This is a genomic window from Tamlana flava (genome assembly GCF_041287255.1).
Taxonomy (GTDB): domain Bacteria; phylum Bacteroidota; class Bacteroidia; order Flavobacteriales; family Flavobacteriaceae; genus Tamlana; species Tamlana flava.
Genome location: NZ_JBGGTX010000002.1, coordinates 223,094 through 246,482, shown reverse-complemented (window position 1 = coordinate 246,482; position 23,389 = coordinate 223,094). Strand labels below are relative to the sequence as shown.

General features: G+C 37.2%; 27 protein-coding genes. 15 read left to right on the top strand and 12 right to left on the bottom strand.

Going from position 1 to position 23,389, the window contains the following annotated elements:
- The first annotated feature begins 8 nt into the window (after positions 1-8).
- The 7 genes from rpmF to ACB104_RS05630 all read left to right on the top strand — a co-directional run bounded on the left by rpmF (position 9) and on the right by ACB104_RS05630 (position 5,795).
- Positions 9-212 (top strand): 50S ribosomal protein L32, encoded by a 204-nt coding sequence (rpmF, locus tag ACB104_RS05660; protein ID WP_370477312.1) that lies wholly within the window; start codon positions 9-11, stop codon positions 210-212.
- Between the two features lie 182 nt (positions 213-394).
- Positions 395-1,396 (top strand): beta-ketoacyl-ACP synthase III, encoded by a 1,002-nt coding sequence (locus ACB104_RS05655; RefSeq protein ID WP_370477311.1) that lies wholly within the window; start codon positions 395-397, stop codon positions 1,394-1,396.
- Between the two features lie 23 nt (positions 1,397-1,419).
- The gene (gene accB, locus ACB104_RS05650; protein WP_370477310.1) at positions 1,420-1,914 is read left to right on the top strand and encodes an acetyl-CoA carboxylase biotin carboxyl carrier protein; all 495 of its coding nucleotides are present in this window, start codon (positions 1,420-1,422) and stop codon (positions 1,912-1,914) included.
- 96 nt (positions 1,915-2,010) lie between these two features.
- Complete coding sequence (gene accC / locus ACB104_RS05645) at positions 2,011-3,366, top strand: acetyl-CoA carboxylase biotin carboxylase subunit (protein ID WP_370477309.1); 1,356 nt, start codon at positions 2,011-2,013, stop codon at positions 3,364-3,366.
- A gap of 165 nt (positions 3,367-3,531) precedes the next feature.
- Positions 3,532-4,644, top strand: coding sequence for an NAD(P)/FAD-dependent oxidoreductase (locus ACB104_RS05640; protein ID WP_370477308.1), 1,113 nt, complete (start codon positions 3,532-3,534; stop codon positions 4,642-4,644).
- Position 4,645: 1 nt separating this feature from the next.
- Entirely contained in the window at positions 4,646-5,341 is a 696-nt protein-coding gene (mtgA, locus tag ACB104_RS05635; protein WP_370477307.1) for a monofunctional biosynthetic peptidoglycan transglycosylase, read from the top strand.
- Positions 5,334-5,795, top strand: coding sequence for a 3-oxoacyl-ACP synthase (locus ACB104_RS05630; RefSeq protein WP_370477306.1), 462 nt, complete (start codon positions 5,334-5,336; stop codon positions 5,793-5,795). Before mtgA ends, ACB104_RS05630 begins: the two co-directional genes overlap by 8 nt.
- On the opposite strand, the gene ACB104_RS05625 is transcribed toward ACB104_RS05630, so the two are convergent.
- From ACB104_RS05625 to ACB104_RS05600, 6 genes are all read right to left on the bottom strand, one after another.
- Positions 5,779-6,696, bottom strand: a complete 918-nt coding sequence (locus ACB104_RS05625) for an ABC transporter ATP-binding protein (protein WP_370477305.1) — start codon at positions 6,694-6,696, stop codon at positions 5,779-5,781. The genes ACB104_RS05630 and ACB104_RS05625 overlap by 17 nt on opposite strands.
- 36 nt (positions 6,697-6,732) lie before the next feature.
- Positions 6,733-8,835 (bottom strand): prolyl oligopeptidase family serine peptidase, encoded by a 2,103-nt coding sequence (locus ACB104_RS05620; RefSeq protein WP_370477304.1) that lies wholly within the window; start codon positions 8,833-8,835, stop codon positions 6,733-6,735.
- Between the two features lie 121 nt (positions 8,836-8,956).
- Positions 8,957-9,946, bottom strand: coding sequence for an aspartate-semialdehyde dehydrogenase (locus ACB104_RS05615; RefSeq protein ID WP_370477303.1), 990 nt, complete (start codon positions 9,944-9,946; stop codon positions 8,957-8,959).
- Positions 9,947-10,081: 135 nt separating this feature from the next.
- Positions 10,082-10,483: a large conductance mechanosensitive channel protein MscL gene (gene mscL, locus ACB104_RS05610; protein ID WP_370477302.1), complete on the bottom strand. Its 402-nt coding sequence runs from the start codon at positions 10,481-10,483 to the stop codon at positions 10,082-10,084.
- A 62-nt stretch (positions 10,484-10,545) separates the two neighbouring features.
- A complete protein-coding gene (alr, locus tag ACB104_RS05605; protein WP_370477301.1) occupies positions 10,546-11,652 on the bottom strand; it encodes an alanine racemase in 1,107 nt (368 codons plus the stop codon).
- Positions 11,645-12,292 (bottom strand): thymidine kinase, encoded by a 648-nt coding sequence (locus tag ACB104_RS05600; RefSeq protein WP_370477300.1) that lies wholly within the window; start codon positions 12,290-12,292, stop codon positions 11,645-11,647. Before ACB104_RS05600 ends, alr begins: the two co-directional genes overlap by 8 nt.
- Before the next feature lie 107 nt (positions 12,293-12,399).
- Here ACB104_RS05600 and ACB104_RS05595 point away from each other — a divergent pair, with 107 nt between their 5' ends.
- The 3 genes from ACB104_RS05595 to ACB104_RS05585 are packed head-to-tail and all read left to right on the top strand — an operon-like array spanning position 12,400 to position 14,169.
- The gene (locus ACB104_RS05595) at positions 12,400-13,143 is read left to right on the top strand and encodes a DUF8457 domain-containing protein (protein ID WP_370477299.1); all 744 of its coding nucleotides are present in this window, start codon (positions 12,400-12,402) and stop codon (positions 13,141-13,143) included.
- Positions 13,144-13,146: 3 nt separating this feature from the next.
- Entirely contained in the window at positions 13,147-13,821 is a 675-nt protein-coding gene (rsmI, locus tag ACB104_RS05590; protein ID WP_370477298.1) for a 16S rRNA (cytidine(1402)-2'-O)-methyltransferase, read from the top strand.
- 3 nt (positions 13,822-13,824) lie between these two features.
- Entirely contained in the window at positions 13,825-14,169 is a 345-nt protein-coding gene (locus tag ACB104_RS05585; protein ID WP_370477297.1) for a HopJ type III effector protein, read from the top strand.
- A gap of 30 nt (positions 14,170-14,199) precedes the next feature.
- Here the strand turns inward: ACB104_RS05585 and ACB104_RS05580 are convergent, their stop codons facing one another.
- Entirely contained in the window at positions 14,200-14,790 is a 591-nt protein-coding gene (locus ACB104_RS05580) for a carboxymuconolactone decarboxylase family protein (RefSeq protein ID WP_370477296.1), read from the bottom strand.
- Positions 14,791-14,849: 59 nt separating this feature from the next.
- Between ACB104_RS05580 and ACB104_RS05575 the strand changes: the two genes are divergently transcribed.
- The 3 genes from ACB104_RS05575 to ACB104_RS05565 are packed head-to-tail and all read left to right on the top strand — an operon-like array spanning position 14,850 to position 18,264.
- Positions 14,850-15,272, top strand: coding sequence for an OsmC family protein (locus tag ACB104_RS05575; RefSeq protein ID WP_370477295.1), 423 nt, complete (start codon positions 14,850-14,852; stop codon positions 15,270-15,272).
- 28 nt (positions 15,273-15,300) lie between these two features.
- Positions 15,301-16,995 (top strand): single-stranded-DNA-specific exonuclease RecJ, encoded by a 1,695-nt coding sequence (recJ, locus tag ACB104_RS05570; protein WP_370477294.1) that lies wholly within the window; start codon positions 15,301-15,303, stop codon positions 16,993-16,995.
- A 3-nt stretch (positions 16,996-16,998) separates the two neighbouring features.
- On the top strand, positions 16,999-18,264 hold the full coding sequence (locus ACB104_RS05565; protein ID WP_370477293.1) for an MFS transporter: 1,266 nt from the start codon (positions 16,999-17,001) through the stop codon (positions 18,262-18,264).
- Here ACB104_RS05565 and ACB104_RS05560 read toward each other — a convergent pair.
- Complete coding sequence (locus ACB104_RS05560) at positions 18,261-19,013, bottom strand: UDP-2,3-diacylglucosamine diphosphatase (RefSeq protein WP_370477292.1); 753 nt, start codon at positions 19,011-19,013, stop codon at positions 18,261-18,263. The two genes, ACB104_RS05565 and ACB104_RS05560, sit on opposite strands and share 4 nt — an antisense overlap.
- A 105-nt stretch (positions 19,014-19,118) precedes the next feature.
- Complete coding sequence (locus ACB104_RS05555) at positions 19,119-19,574, bottom strand: 6-pyruvoyl trahydropterin synthase family protein (protein ID WP_370477291.1); 456 nt, start codon at positions 19,572-19,574, stop codon at positions 19,119-19,121.
- Positions 19,575-19,685: 111 nt separating this feature from the next.
- Here ACB104_RS05555 and ACB104_RS05550 point away from each other — a divergent pair, with 111 nt between their 5' ends.
- Entirely contained in the window at positions 19,686-20,327 is a 642-nt protein-coding gene (locus ACB104_RS05550) for a 2OG-Fe(II) oxygenase (RefSeq protein WP_370477290.1), read from the top strand.
- 95 nt (positions 20,328-20,422) lie between these two features.
- Here ACB104_RS05550 and ACB104_RS05545 read toward each other — a convergent pair whose 3' ends face one another.
- From ACB104_RS05545 to ACB104_RS05535, 3 genes are all read right to left on the bottom strand, one after another.
- A complete protein-coding gene (locus ACB104_RS05545) occupies positions 20,423-20,593 on the bottom strand; it encodes a hypothetical protein (protein WP_370477289.1) in 171 nt (56 codons plus the stop codon).
- A gap of 23 nt (positions 20,594-20,616) precedes the next feature.
- A complete protein-coding gene (locus ACB104_RS05540; RefSeq protein WP_370477288.1) occupies positions 20,617-21,951 on the bottom strand; it encodes an MATE family efflux transporter in 1,335 nt (444 codons plus the stop codon).
- 87 nt (positions 21,952-22,038) lie between these two features.
- Positions 22,039-22,539 (bottom strand): GNAT family N-acetyltransferase, encoded by a 501-nt coding sequence (locus tag ACB104_RS05535; RefSeq protein ID WP_370477287.1) that lies wholly within the window; start codon positions 22,537-22,539, stop codon positions 22,039-22,041.
- A gap of 52 nt (positions 22,540-22,591) precedes the next feature.
- On the opposite strand from ACB104_RS05535, the gene ACB104_RS05530 reads away from it, so the two are divergent.
- Positions 22,592-23,386, top strand: coding sequence for a universal stress protein (locus ACB104_RS05530; RefSeq protein WP_370477286.1), 795 nt, complete (start codon positions 22,592-22,594; stop codon positions 23,384-23,386).
- The last annotated feature ends 3 nt before the right edge of the window (positions 23,387-23,389 follow it).

Sequence of the window (23,389 nt, the reverse complement as noted above, 5' to 3'; positions counted from 1 at the left end):
CATATAAAATGGCACATCCTAAAAGAAAAATCTCAAAAACAAGAAGAGATAAAAGAAGAACCCATTACAAAGCAACTGCGCCACAGATTGCTACATGCGCAACAACAGGTGAGGCACACTTATACCACAGAGCCCACTGGCATGAAGGAAAATTATACTACAGAGGTCAAGTTTTAATTGACAATTCAGAGGAAGTAGAAAACGTTGCGTAAATTATAATTATGCGCTCATTATAAAACGCTCATTTATGAGCGTTTTTTTTATGAAATACTTTTTCAAAATAACAAAAACACGTAATTTGCGTAATATTACGTCAAAATTTAGTAGTTTTCGTAAAGTTTTGAGCATTTTCCCCCATTTTTAAAGGTTTTTTAATCGAAAATAACTTAAAGGTATGAGTAAAATCTCAGCGGCAATTACAGCAGTAGGTGCATATGTGCCGGAATATGTATTGACCAATCAAATTCTTGAAACGATGGTTGATACCAATGATGAATGGATTACTACGAGAACAGGAATTAAGGAACGCCGTATTCTAAAGGATGACGGGAAAGGTACGTCTTATCTTGCCATTAAAGCAGCCCAAGACCTTATTAAAAAGAAGGGTATAGACCCAAAAGAAATCGAGCTTGTTATTGTAGCGACAGCTACACCGGACATGAAAGCGGCTTCAACTGCTTCTTTTACTGCTTCTGAAATTGGAGCCACCAATGCTTTTTCATTTGATATGGATGCAGCATGCTCTAGTTTTCTTTATGGCATGTCGGTTGCTGCCAGTTATATTGAATCTGGAAGATATAAAAACGTATTACTGATTGGCGCCGATAAAATGTCTTCAATCATCAATTATAAAGATCGTGCTACATGTATCATATTTGGTGATGGAGCGGGAGCCGTTTTGTTTGAACCCAATGAAGAAGGATTAGGTTTAAAAGATGAGTACCTAAGAAGTGACGGTACTGGTCGTGAATTTTTACAAGCCACTTATGGCGGATCTTCATTTCCACTTACCGAGGAGTCTATGGCTGCTGGTGGGCAATATGCTTTTCAAGAAGGACGAACAGTTTTTAAAAATGCCGTGTTCAATATGGCAGATGCTACAGTAAAAATACTTGAACGCAATAACTTGACCAAGGAAGATGTAGATTGGCTAGCGGCGCATCAAGCTAATAAGCGTATTATTGATGCTACGGCACAGCGCATAGATTTGGAGGAGGAGAAAGTGATGGTAAACATCCACAAATACGGAAATACAACATCTGCTACTTTGCCACTTCTTTTAAACGATTACGAATCACAACTTAAAAAAGGAGATAATATCATATTCGCGGCGTTTGGCGGCGGATTTAATTGGGGTTCTATTTACTTAAAATGGGCCTATAATTCAAAAGACTAACCAAATAACTAATTAGTAAAATTATGGATATAAAAGAGATTCAAAACTTAATCAAGTTTGTGGCTAAATCAGGTGCAAGTGAGGTTAAATTAGAGATGGATGACGTAAAAATCACCATTAGAACGGGGTCGGATTCATCAGGTAGTCCAGCGGTACAATACGCACCGGTTCCAGCTCAAATACCGCAACAGGTAGTTGCAGCTCCACAAGCAGAGGCAGCAGCTCCAGCTAAAGCGACAGAATCTGCGGCACCTTCAGCAGCATCAGATGATTCAAAATATATTACGATAAAGTCTCCGATAATTGGAACATTCTACAGAAAGCCAGCTCCAGACAAACCTTTATTTGTTGAGGTTGGACAAACAATTGCAGAAGGCGATGTGCTTTGTATTATTGAAGCTATGAAACTTTTCAACGAAATAGAATCAGAAGTCTCTGGAAAGATTGTTAAAATATTAGTTGATGATTCATCCCCAGTTGAATTTGATCAACCATTATTTTTAGTAGACCCATCTTAATTTTAGATTATTAGATCGCTCGGTTATTAGGTCTTTACCCATCTAATAATCCAATAGTCGAATAATCCAAATGTCTAATTATCTAATACAAGAAAGATGTTTAAAAAAATATTAATTGCCAATAGAGGGGAAATTGCACTTCGTGTTATTAGAACCTGTAAGGAAATGGGCATTAAAACCGTTGCCGTTTACTCAACTGTAGATGCAGAAAGCTTACACGTTAAGTTTGCAGATGAAGCGGTTTGTATCGGGCCTCCGCCAAGTAGTGAGTCTTATTTAAAAATGTCCAATATCATATCTGCTGCCGAAATTACTAATGCAGATGCCATCCACCCAGGATATGGGTTCTTGTCTGAAAACGCCAAATTTTCAAAAATCTGCGAAGAACACGGTATTAAATTCATAGGTGCCGACCCAGAAATGATTGATAAAATGGGTGACAAGGCCAATGCAAAAGCAACCATGAAAGCTGCTGGTGTGCCATGTGTACCGGGTAGCGACGGTGTTATAAAAGATTTTAAGGAATGTGAAAAAATCGCCAAGGAAACAGGTTACCCTGTTATGCTAAAGGCTTCAGCTGGAGGCGGTGGAAAAGGAATGCGTGGCGTTTTTAAACCCGAAGATTTAAAGGCTGCTTGGGATTCAGCAAGACAAGAAAGCAAGGCTGCATTCGGCAATGATGATATGTACATGGAAAAACTTATAGAAGAGCCAAGGCATATCGAAATCCAAGTTGTTGGTGATTCTAGAGGAAAAGCTTGTCACCTTTCAGAGCGTGATTGTTCCATTCAGCGTCGTCATCAAAAATTAACTGAGGAAGTGCCATCTCCATTTATGACGGCTGCATTGCGTAAAAAAATGGGAGAAGCTGCTGTAAAAGCTGCTGAATATATAAAATATGAAGGTGCCGGAACTATTGAGTTTTTGGTAGATAAACACCGTAATTTCTACTTCATGGAAATGAATACTCGTATTCAGGTTGAGCATCCAATTACCGAACAGGTAATTGATTTCGATTTAATTCGCGAGCAAATTTTGGTGGCAGCGGGCGTTCCTATTTCTGGAAAAAACTATGAGCCAAAACTACATTCTATTGAATGTAGAATCAATGCCGAAGACCCTTTTAACGGCTTTAGGCCATCACCAGGTGTTATTACCACCTTGCATGCGCCTGGAGGCCATGGTGTTCGATTGGATACCCATGTTTATGCCGGTTATGCCATTCCACCAAACTACGATTCTATGATTGCCAAGTTAATTACTACGGCACAAACTAGAGAAGAGGCCATTAATAAAATGAAGCGTGCTTTAGATGAGTTTGTTATTGAAGGTATAAAAACTACCATTCCATTCCATAGACAGCTTATGGATCATCCAGACTACATTGCTGGAAATTACACTACCAAGTTTATGGAAGACTTTAAAATGCAAAAACAAGTAGAAGAAGAATAAAAAATAAAACTCCGAAAGCAATTTCGGAGTTTTTTTATGGTGTTACCACACCCTAAAGCGCGGTCAGACTATTTGTTATATCTTTTTGTGAAGCATGAAAAAAAGGATGAACTTCTATCCCTAACACGGTTAAAATCATCAAAAGGAAAATAGTAAATTAGCAATATGAACTTTTCGTATTGGGAAATTAAATCGTGGTTAGCCAACATAGATTTCACTGTTGTGGGTAGCGGTATTGTTGGATTAAACTGTGCATTACAATTAAAAAGCAAATTTCCTAAGGCCAATATTTTTATTCTTGAAAAAGGCATACTGCCACAAGGAGCAAGTACGAAAAATGCTGGTTTTGCATGTTTTGGAAGCTTAAGTGAAATTTTAGAGGATTTAAAAAATCATACGGAAGAAGAAGTTTTTGGGTTGGTAAAAAAACGCGTAGAAGGCTTAAAGTTATTAAGACAAACTTTGGGTGATGGTAAATTGGATTACCAACAATTGGGCGGCTATGAGTTATTTACACAACATGATGATTTGTTAGAGTTGTGTTTGTCAAAAAAGGATGAAATAAACAACCTGTTGGCACCCATTTTCAAAAGCGAGGTCTTTACACTAAAAGAAAATATTTTCAAATTTAAAAACATCAAAAAACATTACATTTTTAATGCTTTTGAAGGTCAGTTGGATACAGGAAAGATGATGGAAGCCTTATTAAATAAAGCACAAAAAAAAGGCATCAAGGTTTTAAATAATATAAATGTTGAAGACTTTTCAGAAGACAATGGTTCAATAAAAATAAGAACCAATCAATTTGAATTTTCAACTTCTAAGCTATTTGTTGCAACCAATGGGTTTGCGTCACAACTAAATATTCCAAATGTTAAACCGGCCAGAGCCCAAGTTTTAATAACAAAACCCATTAAGAACTTGCATATAAAAGGCACATTTCATTTAGATCGAGGTTATTATTATTTCAGAAATATTGACAATCGGATTTTGTTTGGTGGTGGCCGAAACCTTGATTTTAAAACCGAAGAAACTACAAAATTCGCACAAACAGATTTAGTTCAAAATAAATTGGAAGAGCTGTTAAGAACAACCATTCTGCCAAATATAGGTTTTGAAATAGACCACCGCTGGAGTGGCATTATGGGGGTTGGTAACCAAAAAAAGGCTGTTGTAAAGCAACTGTCCGACAATGTGTTTTGTGGTGTAAGACTTGGCGGAATGGGCGTAGCCATTGGCAGTTTAGTTGGTAGGGAGTTAGCGGATTTATTACATTAACATGATAAAAAGAATTTTTAGATTTTTTTGGAAAATCCTTCGATGGTTTTTGGTTGTTTCCATTGGGTTAGTGATTGTATTTAAATGGGTGCCTATTCCCATAACTCCACTAATGGTCATTAGGGCTGTTCAGCAAAAAATGGATGGCGAAAAGGTTGTTTTAAAACACGACTGGAAATCTATGGACAATATATCAATGAATTTGCAATTGGCCGTGATATGTAGTGAAGACCAAAGTTTTTTAACTCATAATGGATTTGATTTTAAGGCCATTGAAAAAGCAATCGAACACAATAAAAAGGAAAAACGCATTAGAGGTGCTAGTACAATCAGCCAACAAACAGCCAAAAATGTATTTCTTTGGCCACATCGTAGCTGGCTGCGAAAGGGTTTAGAAGCCTATTTCACATTTTTAATTGAGTTAATATGGAGCAAGGAACGTATTTTGGAAGTGTATTTAAACAGTGTTGAAATGGGCGATGGTATTTATGGTGCTGAAGCAGCTTCTCAGTATTGGTTTAAAAAACCGGCGTCTAAATTGTCTAAGCAAGAAGCGGCTGCTATTGCAGCAATTTTACCAAATCCTTTGCGTTATAAAGCAAACCCCGCAACCAATTATATACAAGGAAGAAAAAACTGGATTATGAGGCAAATGGGATTTTTTGGACCTTTGGATTACAACAAAAAGGATGGATAATATCAAGGCGCTTAAAGAAAATCTATTTTTTCAATGTGAAGCATTTCTAAACATTCGATTAGAGGCTGTAAAACATACCATTGACCAAATTCAAGAAGCATTAAATTCAGAAACTAAAAGTAGCGCAGGCGATAAACACGAAACAGGTCGTGCCATGCTGCAGCTGGAACGAGAAAAAGCAGGTAATCAACTTGCCGAAATTGAAAGGACCAAACAAATCCTTTCCAAAATTACTATTGAAAGTATTTCAAGAACTATCGGTTTAGGCAGCGTGGTATTTACTACTCAAACTAATTATTTTATAGCCATAAGCGCGGGAGAATTAATGATTGAAAAACAAAAATTTTACGCTATTTCTGCAAGTACACCAATGGGTCAATTATTGATTGGAAAAACAGTTAATGATGAAATAGTTTTTAGAAATCAACACTTTAAAATCACCCGGACATTGTGATTGATAAGTAAACTTCAATACCATTTTTTAAAGAGTGCTCATGCTCAAAAAAAACTTTTTCACCGTTTAAATCAGCTTCAATAAGGTAATAATGACCTTGGAAATAGCTTTCAATAACTGTAGCTTTCAAGTTAGATTTTTCAACCACTTTTAGTTGATGCGCGTAAACAATTTGACCATCAATGAGATTAAACTCTCCAAAAAAAGAAGAAATTAAAGGTGATTTAGGGTTTTTGAACAACGTTTCTGTTGTATTGTGGGCTACAATTTTCTTTTGGTCAAGAACAATTATATTGTCCGCAAAACCCAGAACATCTTCCTTGTCGTGCGAGGCCACTATACAGGTGATGTTTTTTTCTTTTAAATACTTAAAAAGACTTCGTCTTAAACTTTGTTTTTTAAAATTGTCGATGTGACTAAAGGGTTCATCCAAAAGTATAATTTCGGGTTCTTTAGCCAAAGCTCTGGCCAATGCAACGCGCTGTTTTTGTCCGCCAGATAGCGTTTTTACCTTAGTGTTTGCAAAATCTTCAAGTTCTACAACTTTTAAAAGTTCTGCGGTACGTTCCTTTTTTCCTTCAGGATAAAAATTAGAAAGGAATTTGCCGATATTTTCTTCAACGGAAATAAAAGGCATCAAGTCAAACTCTTGGGCTACATACTTCATAAAATCATAGCCAACAACAAGGTTGTATTTAGGCCCAAGAATTTCGTTTTCTTTCCAAAAAATCTGACCTTCATTCAAATCATATTCACCGTATAGCACCTTTAAAAGTGTACTTTTTCCAGAGCCACTTTCGCCTATAATGGCAAGATTTTCACCAAGCTTGGCCTCAAACGAAACACCTTTTAAAATAGGTGTTTTTTGATATGAAAATGTAAGATTTTGTACGTTAAGCATAGGACACAAAAATAGAATAAAAACTTGACCTTAAGACTAATTCAATGTTCTGAATCCCATATTATAAAGCGTAAATGCAAAAACATCAGCATTATAGTCAATGACTTTACGCACTGGTGTTCCAGCGCCATGTCCGGCATTTGTTTCAATTCTTATCAGTGTGGGATTGTCCCCCCTTTGTTTGCTCTGTAATTCGGCGGCAAATTTAAAGCTATGCGCCGGAACCACCCTATCATCATGATCACCGGTAGTGACTAGCGTTGCGGGGTATTGTACCCCCTTTTTTATATTGTGCAAAGGCGAATAACCTTTTAAATACGCAAACATTTCCTTACTGTCTTCGGCAGTGCCATAATCGTATGCCCATCCTGCACCTGCAGTGAATGTATGATAGCGAAGCATGTCCAAAACACCTACAGCAGGTAACACCACTTTAGCCAAATCTGGCTTTTGGTTCATTACAGCACTAACCAATAACCCACCGTTAGAGCCACCACGCAGCGCTAAATAGGGAGATGAAGTATATCTGTTTTCAATAAGGTATTCAGCGGCAGCAATAAAATCGGCAAACACATTTTGCTTAAGCATTTTGGTTCCTGTAAGATGCCATTTTTTACCATATTCGCCACCTCCACGTAAATTTGGAACGGCCAAAACTCCGCCAAGTCCCATCCAAACGGCATTAGTAACACTAAAATTTGGCGTTAAACTGATATTAAATCCGCCGTAACCATATAAAATAGTTGGATTTTTTCCGTTTAAATCAAGCCCTTTTTTATGAGTAATTATCATGGGTACTTTGGTTCCATCCTTAGAAGTGTAAAACACTTGATTACTTTCGTAATCTGAACTGTTGAAATTGATATTAGGTTTCCAATAAAGCTTGGTTTCCGCGGCATCCAAATCCATTTCATAAATGCTATAAGGGGTATTGTAGTTGGTAAAGTAAAAGTAATTTGTTTTCCCCTCTTTTTTACAACTAAAACCAGAAGCAGTGCCCAACCCGGGGAGTTCAACGTCTTTTACTAAGGAGCCATCGTACCGGTATTGTTTTACTTTTGAAATAGCATCAACCATATAATGGGCAAACAAATATCCGCCGCCTTTTGAAACCGTTAATACGTTATTTGTTTCAGGAACAACATCAACCCAATTTTCTGGTGAAGGATTTGAAGCATCAACTGAAACAATTTTCTTGTTTGGGGCATTTAAATTGGTAACCAAAAGCAAAGTGTTCCCATCATTATCGATAACGTTCGTATCTGTTTCGGTATGGTTTAAAACCGTTTTAAATGCACTGCTTGGTTTTGAAAGGTCTTTAATAAAAAGTTTATTTCCTGAGGTTGCCACACGAGGCGTAATGATTAAAAATCGATTGTCCTCAGTAACTTTTGAATAAATGTAACGGTGTTTTTCTTCAGGTGTTCCTCCAAAAATTAGGTGGTCTTCATTTTGGGTTGTTCCCATTTTATGATAATAGACTTTATGCTGGTCTGTTTTAGCCGAAAGTTCACTACCCTTGGGTTTGTCGTAACTTGAATAGTAAAACCCTTCATTTTTGAACCATGATATTTGGGTGAATTTTATATCCGATAGCGTATCTTCAAGAATCTCTTTGCTTTCGGTATCCATGACGAGTATTTTTCTCCAATCACTTCCTCCTTCAGAGATGGAGTATGCCAATAATTTGCCGTTTTTTGAAAAACTAAGACCATCCAATGACGTTGTTCCATCTTTTGAGAATGTATTGGGGTCTAAAAATACTTCGGGCTCACCATTATCCTTATGTCTGTAAATGACGCTCTGGTTTTGCAAACCATCATTTTTGGAAAAATAGAAGTAATCACCCTCCTTATGGGGTGCACCCCGTTTTTCGTAATTCCATAAACTTGAAAGGCGGTTTTTCAATTCTTCTCTAAAAGGAATCTCATTTAAATATTTATGGGTTACTACATTTTGTGCCTTTATCCATGCTTTTGTGTCTTCACTTCTATCATCTTCAAGCCAGCGGTATGGGTCTTTTACATGTGTTCCAAAATAATTGGTTACTGTGTCAACGGTTTTGGTCTTTGGGTAATTCACGGTAATGCTGTTAGTACTTTCAGTTTCTTTTTTGCAAGCAATTATACTTATTAGCATAAGAGTGCTAATGAGAAATTTATTCACAATTGATGAATTTTGGATTTTTCAAAAGTAAATAAAAAAAGCTTCTCCAAATTTAATGAAGAAGCTTTTGCTTATTGGTTTAGTTGATAAAGTGCTATACTAATCCTTTTTCAATTAAATATTCTGCAATTTGAATTGTATTTGTTGCAGCTCCTTTGCGTAAATTATCGGCAACAATCCACATGTTTAATGTATTTGGCTGCGTTTCATCCCTTCTAATGCGCCCTACAAAAACTTCATCCTTTTCATGGGCAAAAATTGGCATAGGGTAGGTGTTGGTTGCTGTATTGTCTTGAACCACAACACCAGGAGTTTCACTCAATAATTTGCGAACTTCAGCTAAATCAAAATCGTTCTCAAACTCAACGTTTACGGATTCTGAATGTCCTCCAGAAGTTGGAATTCTAACTGCTGTAGCAGATACTGAAAAACTTCGATCACCCATAATTTTTTGCGGTTCGCGAGCCAATTTCATTTCTTCTTTAGTATATCCGTTCTCCTCAAAAACATCGCAGTGAGGCAATGCATTTCTTCCAATAGGGTAAGGATATGCCATTTCGCCTTCAACACCGGCAATTTCGTTTTCTAACTGACGTACTGCTTTAACACCTGTACCAGAAACCGATTGGTATGTTGAAACCACAACACGTTTCATTTTGTATTTTTTGTGCAATGGATTCAATGCCATTACTAATTGAATAGTTGAGCAGTTTGGATTGGCAATAATTTTATCGTCTTTTGTTAATACGCTCGCATTAATTTCTGGAACCACTAATTTTTTTGTTGGGTCCATTCTCCAAGCGGAAGAATTGTCTACTACTGTTGTGCCAACTTCTGCAAATTTTGGTGCCCACTCTAAAGAGGTTCCACCGCCTGCTGAAAATAAAGCGATATCTGGACGCATAGAAACAGCCGTTTCAAGTCCAACAACTTTATAATCGGTGCCCTTGTAGGTTATTGTTTTCCCTACAGAGCGCTCTGAAGCAACGGGAATTAATTCGGAAATAGGAAAATTACGTTCTGCAAGAACTTTTAGCATCACTTCGCCAACCATACCAGTGGCACCAACAACAGCTACTTTCATTTTTTTAATTTTTAAAATTTTGTGAGGACAAAACTAAGTATTAATTCCATTTTAGAATCTAAAAAAAGCCCCCATTTTTAAAAAACAGGGGCTTTTTAACAACAAATAACAGATTGTTATATTATTGACGTTTTGTTATTTTTTTAACAAATCTCTAATTTCAGCTAGTAACTCTTCTTGTGAAGGGCCTTTTGGTGCTGCAGGTGCTGGCTCTTCTTTCTTCTTCGTTTTGTTGATGCCTTTTATAATCATGAACATTACAAATGCTACAATAATAAAGTCAATTACATTAGTTAAAAAGTCTCCCCACAATACGGCAACTTCACCTACGGTTTCTCCGGCATCATTTAAGGTGCCTTCGGTTATAATCCATTTTTGGTCTTTGAAGTCGGATTTGAAGATTAATCCAATTAATGGCGACACAATGCCACCGGTAAACGAGCTAACAACTTTATTAAAAGCTGCACCCATTACAAATGCAACGGCTATATCAACCAAGTTGCCTTTCATTGCAAAATCCTTAAACTCTTTTAACATAATAACATAATTTATAGTTAGTGATACTCAAAAATAGTTAAAAAATTAACATTTGATAAGTTCTACCTTAAGAAAATTCTCTTAACCCTTTGGGAAATAGACGTAATAAGTTCGTAAGAAATAGTGTTTGCACTTTCCGCTAGTTTTTCGGCTGTTGGGCTTTGTCCAAAAACGATGACTTCGTCTCCTTCTTTACAGTCTATATTCGAAATATTGACCATAATCATATCCATGCAAACATTGCCAATGATGGGTGCTTTTTGGTTGTTAATAGTAACGTAGCCTTTACCCTTGCCATAAATCCTACCAATACCGTCAGCATGGCCGATGGGCAATGTTGCTGTTTTTATAACTGAGTTACTTTTAAAAGCACGATTGTAGCCTACGGATTCTCCTTTTTTAATATGGTGGATTTGAGAAACAACGGTTTTTAAAGTACCTATGGGTTTTAACTGCTTGCTTTCTTTTTCAGAATTGCCAAATCCGTACAGGCCAATGCCACTCCTTACCATGTTGAAATGGGCTTCAGGATAATTTAAAATACCCGATGTATTACACATATGCAGTATGGGCTCGTATCCAACAGCTTTTGTAAAATTGTGGGCAATAGCTTTGAAATCATCTATTTGCTGTATGGTGAATGGTTTTTCGTTTAGGTCCTCACTGGCGGCTAAATGTGAAAAAATAGATTTCACCTTTACCGTTTTGGTAGTTTCTAATCTTGAAACAATTTGGTCAACAGCGCTTCCGTCAAAACCCAATCTATTTAAACCAGTATTAAACTTAATATGAATCGGGTAGTCTTCAAGGTTTTTTGTTGAGGCGATATCGATAAATTCGTTAAGAATCTTCGCGTTATACAAACTCGGTTCTAGACAGTTTTCAATAAGCTCTTCAAAATTCACGGTTTGCGGATGCAAAACCAAAATGGGTTTGGTAATACCTGTTTTGCGCAAAGTAACCCCTTCATTGCTATAGGCAACTGCAAAATAATCAACATTCTGTTCTTGTAAATATTTGGCAATTTCACAAGAATCGCTTCCGTAAGCATAGGCTTTAACCACCGCCAAAAACTTGGTGCCTGGTTGTAATTTTGATTTAAGATGGATAAAATTATGTTGAAGTGCCTTTAAGTCAATTTCTAGCACCGTTTCTTGTGCTTTAGGCATCGGGGTCTTTAGGTTTATTGATTATTTCTTCGGCATCGGTAACCTTCATGTTCCGCACTTTATCGCGCAACATCGCTTTAAAATAAGCAGCTCGGCTTAAAGGTTCGTATTCTTCAACCTCTCCCAAAAGCACTAGATTATCGCTTTTCGCTTTTCGGTAGCTATACTGTGCCAAATTTCCGGTACGCGTACAAACCGCATGCACTTTGGTAACATATTCGGCAGTAGCCATCAAATGCGGCATTGGGCCAAAGGGATTTCCTTTAAAATCCATATCCAACCCAGCAACAATTACTCGAACGCCTTTATTGGCCAAATCGTTACAGATGCGAACAATTTCGTCATCAAAAAACTGAGCTTCATCAATGCCAACAACATCGCAGCCATCCGCCAATATTGGAATGTTTGCAGCCGCAGGAACAGGTGTTGAACGTATTTCGTTGGCATCGTGGGAAACAACCATATCCTCATCGTAACGCACATCAATGGCGGGTTTAAAAATCTCGACTTTTTGTCGGGCAAACTGTGCACGCTTTAACCTCCTAATGAGTTCTTCGGTTTTTCCAGAAAACATCGAGCCGCAGATAACTTCTATCCAGCCAAATTGTTCTTTATGATTTACCGTATTTTCGAGAAACATTTCGTAATTTTAACACTAAATCAGTGCCATTTTTCGTTTGCATAAAGGTGGCGTAAATTTATCAAAAAACAAAAGCCTATTGTGCATTAATTTTAAAATTATAAACTATGAAGAAGAAGATAGAAGCTGAACTTATAAGCATTGCACACCGAATACTAAAATTAAAGGGCAAGGAAGATGTGCTTAAAATGCATGCCGAAGTATCGGAGCTTTACGAAAAGCTGTCGGTGTTAAAATTTGCCCACGATAATTTTGAAGGCGATTTGCCAACCATTGGAAACGATTCCTCATTTTTTGGAATGTTGGATACGGCTTTCAACAACAAGATAAGCGACAATATTGAAGTTGAAGATAAAATTTACATCAATCTTGACGAAGTTGAAGATGATGCAATTATGGAACCCGTTATGAACAAGATTAAAGATATGGTCGCGCAAATGCCAGAAGATACCGAAGAAATCGAAACTGTTTTTGAAGAAGCCATACCCAAACAACAAGTGAAGCGATATAATTTAGACGATATTACTGCTGGCTTTGACGAAACGCCTATTTTTGAACCCATATCAAAAGTGCAAAATGGCACTTCCGCTGATAAAAAATCGCTGAACGATAAGTTGAAAAATCGCGGGTTAAACATTGGGCTGAACGACAAAATAGCTTTTATTAAACATTTATTTGGTGGTGAGGCTGAGGACTATAACCGTGTGGTATCTCAGTTAAACACTTTTGTTTCTTTCGAAAACGCGAAAAACTTTATTGAAGGTGTAGTGAAGCCAGATTATAACAATTGGGTTGGCAAAGAAGAGTTTGAAGAGCGTTTTATGCAAGTTTTGGAGGCCAAGTTTAATTAGCATATGAGTAGACTCTATATTGTCCCGACACCCATTGGGAATTTAAAGGACATCACATTAAGGGCCTTAGATGTTTTAAGGGAAGTTGATTTAATACTTGCCGAAGACACCCGGACCTCAGGAAAACTTTTAAAGCATTTTGAAATCTCAACCCATATGCAATCGCACCACATGCACAACGAGCATAAAACGGTTGAAACCATTATCCAAAAATTAAAAGCAGGAACAACGGTAGCACTTATTAGCGATGCTGGAACACCGGCTATTTCAGACCCTGGGTTTTTACTTTCACGAGCTTGTATTGAAAATGGCATTGAAATAGAATGTTTGCCCGGAGCAACAGCTTTTGTACCTGCTTTGGTGAATAGCGGCCTGCCCAACGATAAGTTTGTTTTTGAAGGTTTTTTGCCGGTTAAAAAAGGAAGACAAACTCGACTTTTACTTTTAGCAGAAGAAACCCGAACCATGATTTTTTATGAAAGCCCACATAAGCTGATTAAAACCCTTGGGCATTTTTGTGAGTATTTAGGTGAAGATAGACAAGTGTCGGTATCTAGAGAACTAACCAAGCTATATGAAGAAACCATTCGAGGAACAGCAAAGGAAGTTTTGGAATATTACATCAATAAACCACCGAAAGGGGAAATTGTAGTGGTTGTGGCAGGAAAAAACAATTAAAAAATGACCATAGTGGCATTTAAAAATAAACTAAAGGAATCGCCAAAAGACATTGAGTTTTCTGAAACCATAGCGATTATTGAAGCCAACTATAATTTTATACCAACGGCCTTTAAAAATGGTGAGTTATATAATGAGGCGGGACAAAATTCAGGGTCTTGCAAACTGTTTTCTTTTGCAAAACAGCAAGAATTTACAAAAGATGAAACCTTAGCATGTTTTGGCAAATTTTATTTTGATGAAGTGTTGAAAGACCCAAATGGAATAGGGCACCAAAATATTAGAAATTTTATAAAAACAGGGTTTGAAGGGTTGGTTTTTGAAGGTGAAGCATTGAGCGAAAGCTAAGCGATCAAAAAATCTAACAATTTAAAAATATTAAACATGTTTCCCTTTTCCCCAACCATGTTTTCCTAAATATTTTGTGCCACTTTCAATGGCACCGCTTTCAATGGTTGTGGCCATGCTGTCGTTCCATCTATTTAAATAACCAAACAGTGAAATCACCCCAAGCATTTCTACTATTTCACCTTCGTTCCAATATTTGTAAAGGCGTTTTTTAATGGTTTCGTCAACGGCATTTGGTGTTTTCGAAGCAGCCAGACTAAAGTCTAGTGCGGCCCGTTCGGCTTTGCTAAAAGCAGGGTGCGTTTTGTAGTCCCAAATATTATCCAATTGTTCTTGTTCGGCACCATAACGTTCCGCTGCCCTAATGGCATGTGCTTGACAGTATCTGCAGCCGGAAGCATTGCTGCTTACCCAGGCAATCATGCGCTTTAATGCTGAAGTAACCCTACCTTTATTGGCCATTACCGCTTTGTTCAAATTAATGAATGCTTTACTTATTTCAGGGCGATGTTGCATGGTCAGTACCGAATTTGGACAAAACCCCAAGGTTTCATTAAAAAACTGAGCTAATTTTTTGGTTTCCAAATCATGATCCGGAGATAATGGCGTTACTAAAGGCATAATTTTATTTTTTAGTAGTATTTTTGACAACAACAATTAACGAAAAATAGTTTAAAAAAATGGCAGTTCAAGTTACCACAACCTGGTTAGGAGAGATGAGGTTTGAGAGCACAAATCCATCGGGGCATAATTTGTTTATCGATGCAGGTGAAGACAATGGAGGAAAAGGTGAAGGCTACAGACCAAAGGCTTTAATGTTATCCGCTTTGGCTGGCTGTTCAGGTTTGGATGTATCGTCCTTAATAAAGAAAATGAAGTTGGAGGTTGACGATTTTAAAATAGAAATTGAAGCCAATTTAACTGAAGAACACCCCAAGTATTATGACAAAGTAGCCATGCATTTCCATTTTTATGGTGGCAATTTGAATGAAAAAAAACTTCAACGTACAGTTGATTTGTCCATAGAAAAGTATTGTGGAGTAATGGAAATGTTCCGCCAGTTTTCAGAGTTGGATGTTCAAACGCATTTTCACAGCAAATAAGTTTCCTTAAAGGAAGTAAAAGAGGGATATGCGCTGGACCATCAAACCACAACCGAAGCCCGAAAAAGTTAAGGCTTTACAAAAAGCACTTCAGGTAGATGCCAATATAGCAACCTTGCTATTGCAACGTGGCATTGAAACCTACGAAGAAGCCAAACAGTTTTTTAGGCCCAAACTCAAGCATTTGCACGATCCGTTCTTAATGAAGGACATGGATAAAGCTGTGGCCCGCATTGAAAAAGCCATTATCAACAAAGAAAATATATTGATTTACGGCGATTACGATGTAGACGGAACAACCTCTGTGGCACTAATGTCATCGTACTTAAAAACAAGACACAATTTAATCTATACCTATATCCCGAATCGTTACGATGAAGGTTATGGCATTTCATATAAGGGTATCAATTTTGCTTTGGAGAATGATTTTACCTTGGTTATTGCATTGGATTGCGGCATTAAATCTGTCGACAAAGTAGCGCATGCCAAATCATTGGGCATCGATTTTATTATTTGTGACCATCACCGTCCTGATGCTGAAATACCCGATGCAGCTGCTGTTTTAGATCCCAAACGTGAAGATTGTAATTACCCTTATAAAGAATTATGTGGCTGCGGTGTGGGCTTTAAATTGGTTCAGGCTTTGGCTTCAAAAGAGGGAAAAACGGCGTCCGATTTAACCGAATACCTCGATTTGGTTGCAACCGCGATAGGTGCAGACATTGTTCCCATTGATGGTGAAAATCGGGTTTTAGCTTATTTTGGATTGATGGTAATCAATACAAACCCAAGGCCAGGTATCAAGGCTATTTTAGATAAAGTCAATAAAACCGAACTCACCATACACGATGTTGTTTTTGTATTGGCGCCCAGAATTAACGCCGCGGGTAGGATGGAGCATGGTAATTATGCGGTAACATTGCTATCAGAAGAGGAAGATGAACTTGCCGAAAAATATGCTGAGGAAATCAACAATTATAATTTAGAAAGACGTGAAACCGATAAGCAAATTACTGAAGCGGCTCTGCTACAAATTGAAGAACTAGGCGAACAGAATAGATTAACAACGGTTGTCTATCATAAAGAATGGCACAAAGGGGTAATTGGCATTGTGGCGTCCAGATTAACAGAAACCTATTACAGGCCAACTTTGGTGTTTACCAAAAGTGGAAATAAATTAGCGGCTTCTGCGCGTTCGGTTAGGGACTTCGATATTTACAATGCTTTGGAAGCTTGCAAAGAACACATCGAGCAATTCGGTGGTCATAAATATGCTGCGGGTTTAACACTTGAAGAAGAAAATTATGAAGCCTTCAAAAAGGCTTTTGAAACCGTGGTTTCCAAAACTATTGATAGAAACTTGTTGACACCCGAAATAAAGATTGATGCTAAAATAGATTTAGCCGATATTACACCTAAATTTTACAGAATATTAAAACAGTTTGCTCCTTATGGCCCAAGCAATATGACACCCGTTTTTATGACAGATAGCTTGATTGACACGGGGTACGGGAAATGTGTGGGAGATGACAAAACACATTTAAGGCTCACAGCAACACAATCTAATTCTTCAAGTAGGTTTGTTGGGATAGGTTTTGGTATGGGGGACAAATTCGATATTATTTCAGAGGGGAAACCGTTCAAGGCAGTTTATTCAATTGATGAAAACGAATGGCGTGGCAATGTAAGTTTGCAGCTTAAGTTAAGAGATATTAAACCTTAATTCATGGCAAAAAACGATCCATATGCTGCTCTAAGAATAAAAGAGTTCAATATTTTTTTATTGGTTCGTTTTGTTTTGGTTTTTGGGTGGTCCATGCAATTTATTGTCATTGAATGGGAAGTTTACACTTTGACCAAAGACCCGCTTTATCTTGGTTTAATTGGTCTAATGGAAATTATTCCGGCGTTTACCATGGCGCTTTTTGCCGGCCATATTGTAGACCAAAGGGAAAAGCGAAACTTGTTGGCTATATGTATTGCTGCATTTTCTCTAATAAGCTTGGGTTTGTTTCTGTTAACTTGGGATAAAGTCATCGTCAACTGGAGCACCGATTCCATTTTATATGCGGTTTATGCCTTGGTGTTTTTTGGAGGGTTTTTGCGGTCCTTTTTTGGGCCAACTATTTTTTCATTGGTCGCATTAATTGTTCCCAAAAAAATATACCCAAATGCAGCAACTTGGAGCACGAGTACATGGAAAGCCGCTACGGTTTTAGGGGCGCTTTTGGGCGGATTTTCTATTCATTGGATCGGCGTTCCCTATACGCTGTGTGTTATATTTATCATGGTGGCCATCTCTTTTGTGCTGACTTTTTTAATCAAGAAAAAACCTATTTTAAACCCCAATATTGGCGAACCAGTAAAGGAAAGTTTAAAGGTAGGCGTTCGTTTTGTTTTTAGTGATAAGGCTATTTTAGGCGCATTGACATTAGATATGATTGCCGTGTTATTCGGCGGAACGGTTGCCCTATTATCTGTTTTTGCTCAAGATATTTTAGAGGTAGGCTCGCAGGGTTTTGGTATTTTAAATGCATCAATATCATTGGGTAGCATTTTTAGCATGTTTATGACCACTTATATGCCGATAAGCAAAAATGCTGGAAAGAAATTATTGACCACAATTTTTGGTTTTGGTCTCTGTATCATTGCTTTTGGGTTGTCCAATATATTTTGGATTAGTGTGTTGGCTTTGTTTTTGAGTGGCGCAACGGATGGAATTTCAATGGTGATTAGACAAACCATTTTACAACTTAAAACTCCTGATAATATGCGCGGACGGGTTTCGGCAGTAAACTCAATGTTTGTAGGCTCTTCTAACGAACTTGGTGCTTTTGAAAGTGGTTTGGCGGCAAAATTAATTGGTCCAGTTGCGGCAGTGGTTTTTGGCGGCATCATGACCTTAGTGACGGTGGCTACAATAGGAGTAAAAAATCCTGTGCTTCGGAATTTGGATTTAACCCATGATTTGGAGGAAAACGAAAAAAGTTAATAAGATTTGAGCTCCATGGTTTCTCCATCAAAAACGCCGTAAGTATAGTGCGTTATCCAATCGCCTAAATTAATATATTTTGAGTGTTCGTTGAGGTTGATATTTAATGGTAAGTGCCTGTGGCCAAACACAAAATAATCGCGGTGTTTGTCTTCTAGTTTTCGCTTGCAATATTGCACAAGCCACTCGTTATCTTCACCAAGAAATTTGATATCTTCCTCACCCGAAATCATTTTGTTTTTAACTGAAAGATATTGTGCCATACGCACACCCAAATCGGGGTGCAGCCAACGGAATAGCCATTTACAAAAGGGGTTTGTAAACACCTTTTTCATACGTTTATAGCCCTTATCTCCAGGGCCTAAACCGTCACCATGACCTATAAAAAATGTTTTGTCATTAAAAGTGAATTCTTTTGGTTTGTGGTAAACAGGAATGTTTAGTTCTTCTTCAAAATAACCGTTCATCCAAAGGTCGTGATTGCCCACAAAGTAATAGATTGGAATGCCCGAATCACTAATCTCGGCAAGTTTCCCTAGAGTTCGTGTAAATCCACGAGGAACCACGGTTTTAAATTCCATCCAAAAATCAAACAAATCACCAAGAAGAAAAATGGCAGCTGCATCATTTTTTATCTCGTCCAACCAAGCCACGAACTTTTTCTCGCGCGGACGGGAAGCTTCAGTCGTTGGTGCGCCCAAATGGTTATCGGAAGCAAAGTATATTTTTTTTCCTTTTGGAATTTGCATGCCGTAAATATAGCATATTCCTGTAAACGCAGGAATCTCTTTTTTGTGTTAGGGATTGTAGCAAGCTACCCTGTAGCGCGAAAGCCGGACCCAGAGGGTAATGCCCTAAATATTATCATACTCAAACCATTCGGCAAAAGAGCTATCGGTTTCCTGAAGTTTTAGGGAATGTAAATGTATGTGCTGTGGCAGCCGTTTACTTATTTTTTTGGCAAAATCAATAACCATCATTTCGCTGGTTGGCTGATAATCAACTAGCAGCACATTGTGACCTCTGCTTTCCAATTCTTTGGCCAGTTCTACATGGGGCGTGTTTTTATTGAACACGGTGGCGTGGTCAAAAACGTTAACAATTTCTTCTTTTACAATTTTCTTTAAATCGCCAAAATCTATCACCATACCATATTTTACATTGTTGGTGTCTCTTATGGGTTTTCCAATTACCGTTACGTACAGCTTATAACTGTGGCCATGGACGTTTTTACATTTTCCATCGTATCCGTAAAGGGCATGTCCCGTTTCAAAATCAAATTTTTTAGTGATGCGAATATTGTTTCCCATTTGGAAAGAAGAATTTTGATATACAAAGATATTGATTTTGTTTTATCAATTGGTTTTTAGATTACATTTGCGCGTTTTATTTAATAACAGCTAAAAGCTTTATTCGAAACAATGAGTCATCTTTTTGAAGCCATAGATTTTGAGGAAAACCCAATTTATGAGCAAATTATTGCCGACATCGGGAAACAGCAATATAGCATTGTTGAAGGCTTTTTTGCTCAAGAAGAAGTGCATTTATTAAGGCAAATGTTGCAACAAAGGCATGAAGAAGATGCGTTTAAAAAAGCCGCCATTGGCAATAGGGTTAATGAGCTTATTGTGAAGTCCATTCGGGGAGATTTGATTTTATGGATGGACGAAACCAATGCCAACAGCACCGAAAAACTATTTTTTAACAAGGTTAATGATTTGATTGCCTATTTAAATAGAACTTGTTTTTTGGGTATTTTGAGCAAGGAGTTTCACTATGCCATTTACCCTGAAGGCACATTTTATAAACGCCATATTGATACCTTTCAAAATGATGACAGACGTAAATTGTCGTTTGTTTGCTACTTAAATGAGGATGGCTGGTTGCCCGAAAATGGTGGTGAATTGGTTCTGTATTTTGATGAAAATAGGCGAGAGGTTGAAAAAGTCATTTACCCTTTCCCTGGTAGAATAGTCATTTTTGAAAGCCAAATCATAGAACATGAGGTAAGGCCTGTAAAAACAGAGCGCCTTAGCATTACGGGCTGGTTGAAAACGCGTTAGTTATCGTCTTCTATTTCGGTTTACGAAATAAATGATGATTAAAACAATAGCGAGTATTAGAAATAGTCTGCTTCCCATGATGTTAAACGGATTAATTACTGGTTCTGTTTTTTGTTATACCTATAAATTAAATAGGCTATGAGTACTAGTACCACAAAAGGCAACATACTGCCAATAAAAACGCCAATTTCGTAGCCTTTGTCAGGGGCATTTTTTATCTTCTCTTTTATATCAATGTCTTGAAGAAGGGCAATAATGAAATTCATTTTTGTGGTGCTAATATGCAAAGTTAGTTGTTTTGCGACAGAGGTATAAATATTTTCCTGAATTTTATAATTAATGGAATACCCCTGGCTATAATCCAAAAAGTCATGGCTATAAAAATGGCATGTAATTTATAGTCTAAATGGTCCAACAAAAACAGGATGGGAATGAACACCAAAAAGGTTGAAAATAGCAATACGTTTCTTAGATATTTCATTTTCCCAAGACCTTTAAAAATACCATCAAAAATAAAGGCCAATGTACAAAAGGGTTGCATGGCAAGTATAATCCAAAAGATATTATAAAATTCTTTCAGCACTTCGGTTTCTTTCGTAAACACGCGCCCAATGGGATAATAAAAAACTGCCCCAACAACACCTAAAACCACTCCAATAATAATTCCGTATTTTATAAGTTTATTGCTTAGCTCAAGAAGCGCAACATAAGTTTGTGCGCCGAAAAGTTTACCAGACAAAATATTTCCAGCACTGGCGTAACCATCAACAATAAAGGCCCCTAAAAACCAAAGGTTAATAGAAATGGTGTAAGCCGCTATATAAGATGCCCCGTAACTTGTTGCAAAGGCACTGGCATAATATAGCGTAACGTTTAATGCAATGGTGCGGACAAACAAGTTCAGAATCATTAAAATAAATCGATTGATTTCCTTGTTGAAAGGAAAACTGATTTTCAAGGGAATAACCGTTTTTTTGAGTAAAAAGTAAGCCGAAAGCAAGGCCATTAAAATTTGGGCTGCAACACTTGCATAGGCAGCGCCTTCAATATGCATTGCAGGAATATAGCCTTCAATGCCATAAACCAAAACAATGTCCAGTAAAATGTTTGAAACAGCTCCAATTATCGCAATTATCATAGGATAGTACGTGTTTTGAAGCCCTCTAAAAGCTCCAAAAACTGCTATGGTAAATAAGGTAAAAGGAAAACCAAGCACCCTAATTTTATAGTAGATAACCGTATAGTCCAAAATTAAGTTTGAGGCATTGTATAATTTAAAGATACTTTTTGCAAAGGGGTAAGTACTTAGGATAATTAAGATGCTCAGGGAGGTAATTATAAGTATGGCTTGAGCTGGAAGGTTTTTTACCTGTTCTAATTTATTGGCACCAACATATTGTGATACTATAGATGAAATGGCACTTCTGGTTTGTCCGAGTACCCAAATTAGCATAGACAAAAAAGTAGAAACAATACCCACAGCAGCCAACGATTCGGTGGCATTAATTTCAATATTTCCAATTATTGCAGCATCGGTGAGCGATAATATAGGTTCAGACACACCAGAAATCAATGCAGGAATAGCCAATTTGTTGATATGTTTTAAACTAATATCTATTTTCATTTATCTGGATTTTTGCAATGGCTTCTTTTTCTGTCCTTTACATATCGGTTGGAGATAACCATTACATGCCCAATCCCATTATGGGCTTCATAAGGGCAATTCATAGCAGTAAAAAGGATGTTCACTTTGGTTTGGAAAATAAATGGGTTCCAAGGGTTTATAGCCACGGCGCTCATAAAATTTCATGTTTCTTGGATTTTTTGAAAAGGTATCCAACCTAACAGATTTAAACCCGTTGTCCGCGGCATAAGTTTCGGCAAATGTCATGAGTTGTTGTGCATGACCCATTCCCTGATGTTTTGGGTGGATTGCCAAACGATGAATGTAAATATTTTTATTATTTGGTGTTAACCATAATACAGGTTTGTAAACATCGTCCATAAAAGTGGAAATGGTGATACACCCAATAAGCTCACTATTTTCCTCGATAACAAAGAGTTCGTCACGCTCTAAATCATTTAAAAAAGCATTTTTATTTGGATAATGTTCGTTCCATTGAAAGATGTGTTGTTCCACCATAAAAGCCAAACAAGACTTCGTTATCTCAAGAATAGCATCAATATCTAAATTTGTGGCTTTGCGAATCATTAAAATGTTATACTTTTGCGTCAAAGTTATTGTAATTTACCTTTAAATCAACATGAAGAATATTTTAGTTCCGGTAGGTTCGTCAAAAAATGCGCTCAGTCATTTGCAGTATGCTGTAGATTTTGCTGAGTCCGTTGGGGCTAAGCTTTTTGTGGTACAGGTTTATAATGTGTACACCAAAGCTGGAACAATGATTAATGTAGATGACATCATCCAAAGGGAAAGCTTGGAGTTTTTAAATAATTTGGTGTCGCAAATCAACACAAGAAATGTTGATGTTACGGTTAAGGTTTTAAAAGGTAAGTTAATTGATACTTTAGAGTTGGCTTGTAAAGCGGCCGATGTAGATTTGGTATTAGTTGAGCCTAGAACAAACTCAATAAAAGAAGAGGTTTTTTTGGGGGAAACTTCAGGTAAAATTATAAAACAAACCCAAATACCCGCACTAATAGTTCCTGAAGGGTACACATTTAAGCCGTTCAGCAATATACTTTTTGCGGTGAAGTCGGCTATAATAAAAAAGAAAAATGCGCTAGAACCTTTGGTTTCGATAAAAAACCATTTTAAGGCTACAGTAAATTTATTATTGGTAAAAACACCCTTTTATAATGATGGTGATTTTAAATTAAAGCCTGAAATTAAATCTCTTGCGGACAACACCATAAAAACTGAAAATGCTACTACATTTCAAGGTGTTTTGGAGCATCATAAGTCTGTTGGCCCAGATATGTTGTGTGTGGTGAGAAGAAAAAGAGGATTTTTTACCAAAAAATGGGAAAAGAATGTAATTTTGAAAAAAGATTTTTCAAGCTCTATTCCCGTGTTGGTTTTACGAGGATTAAAATAGAAA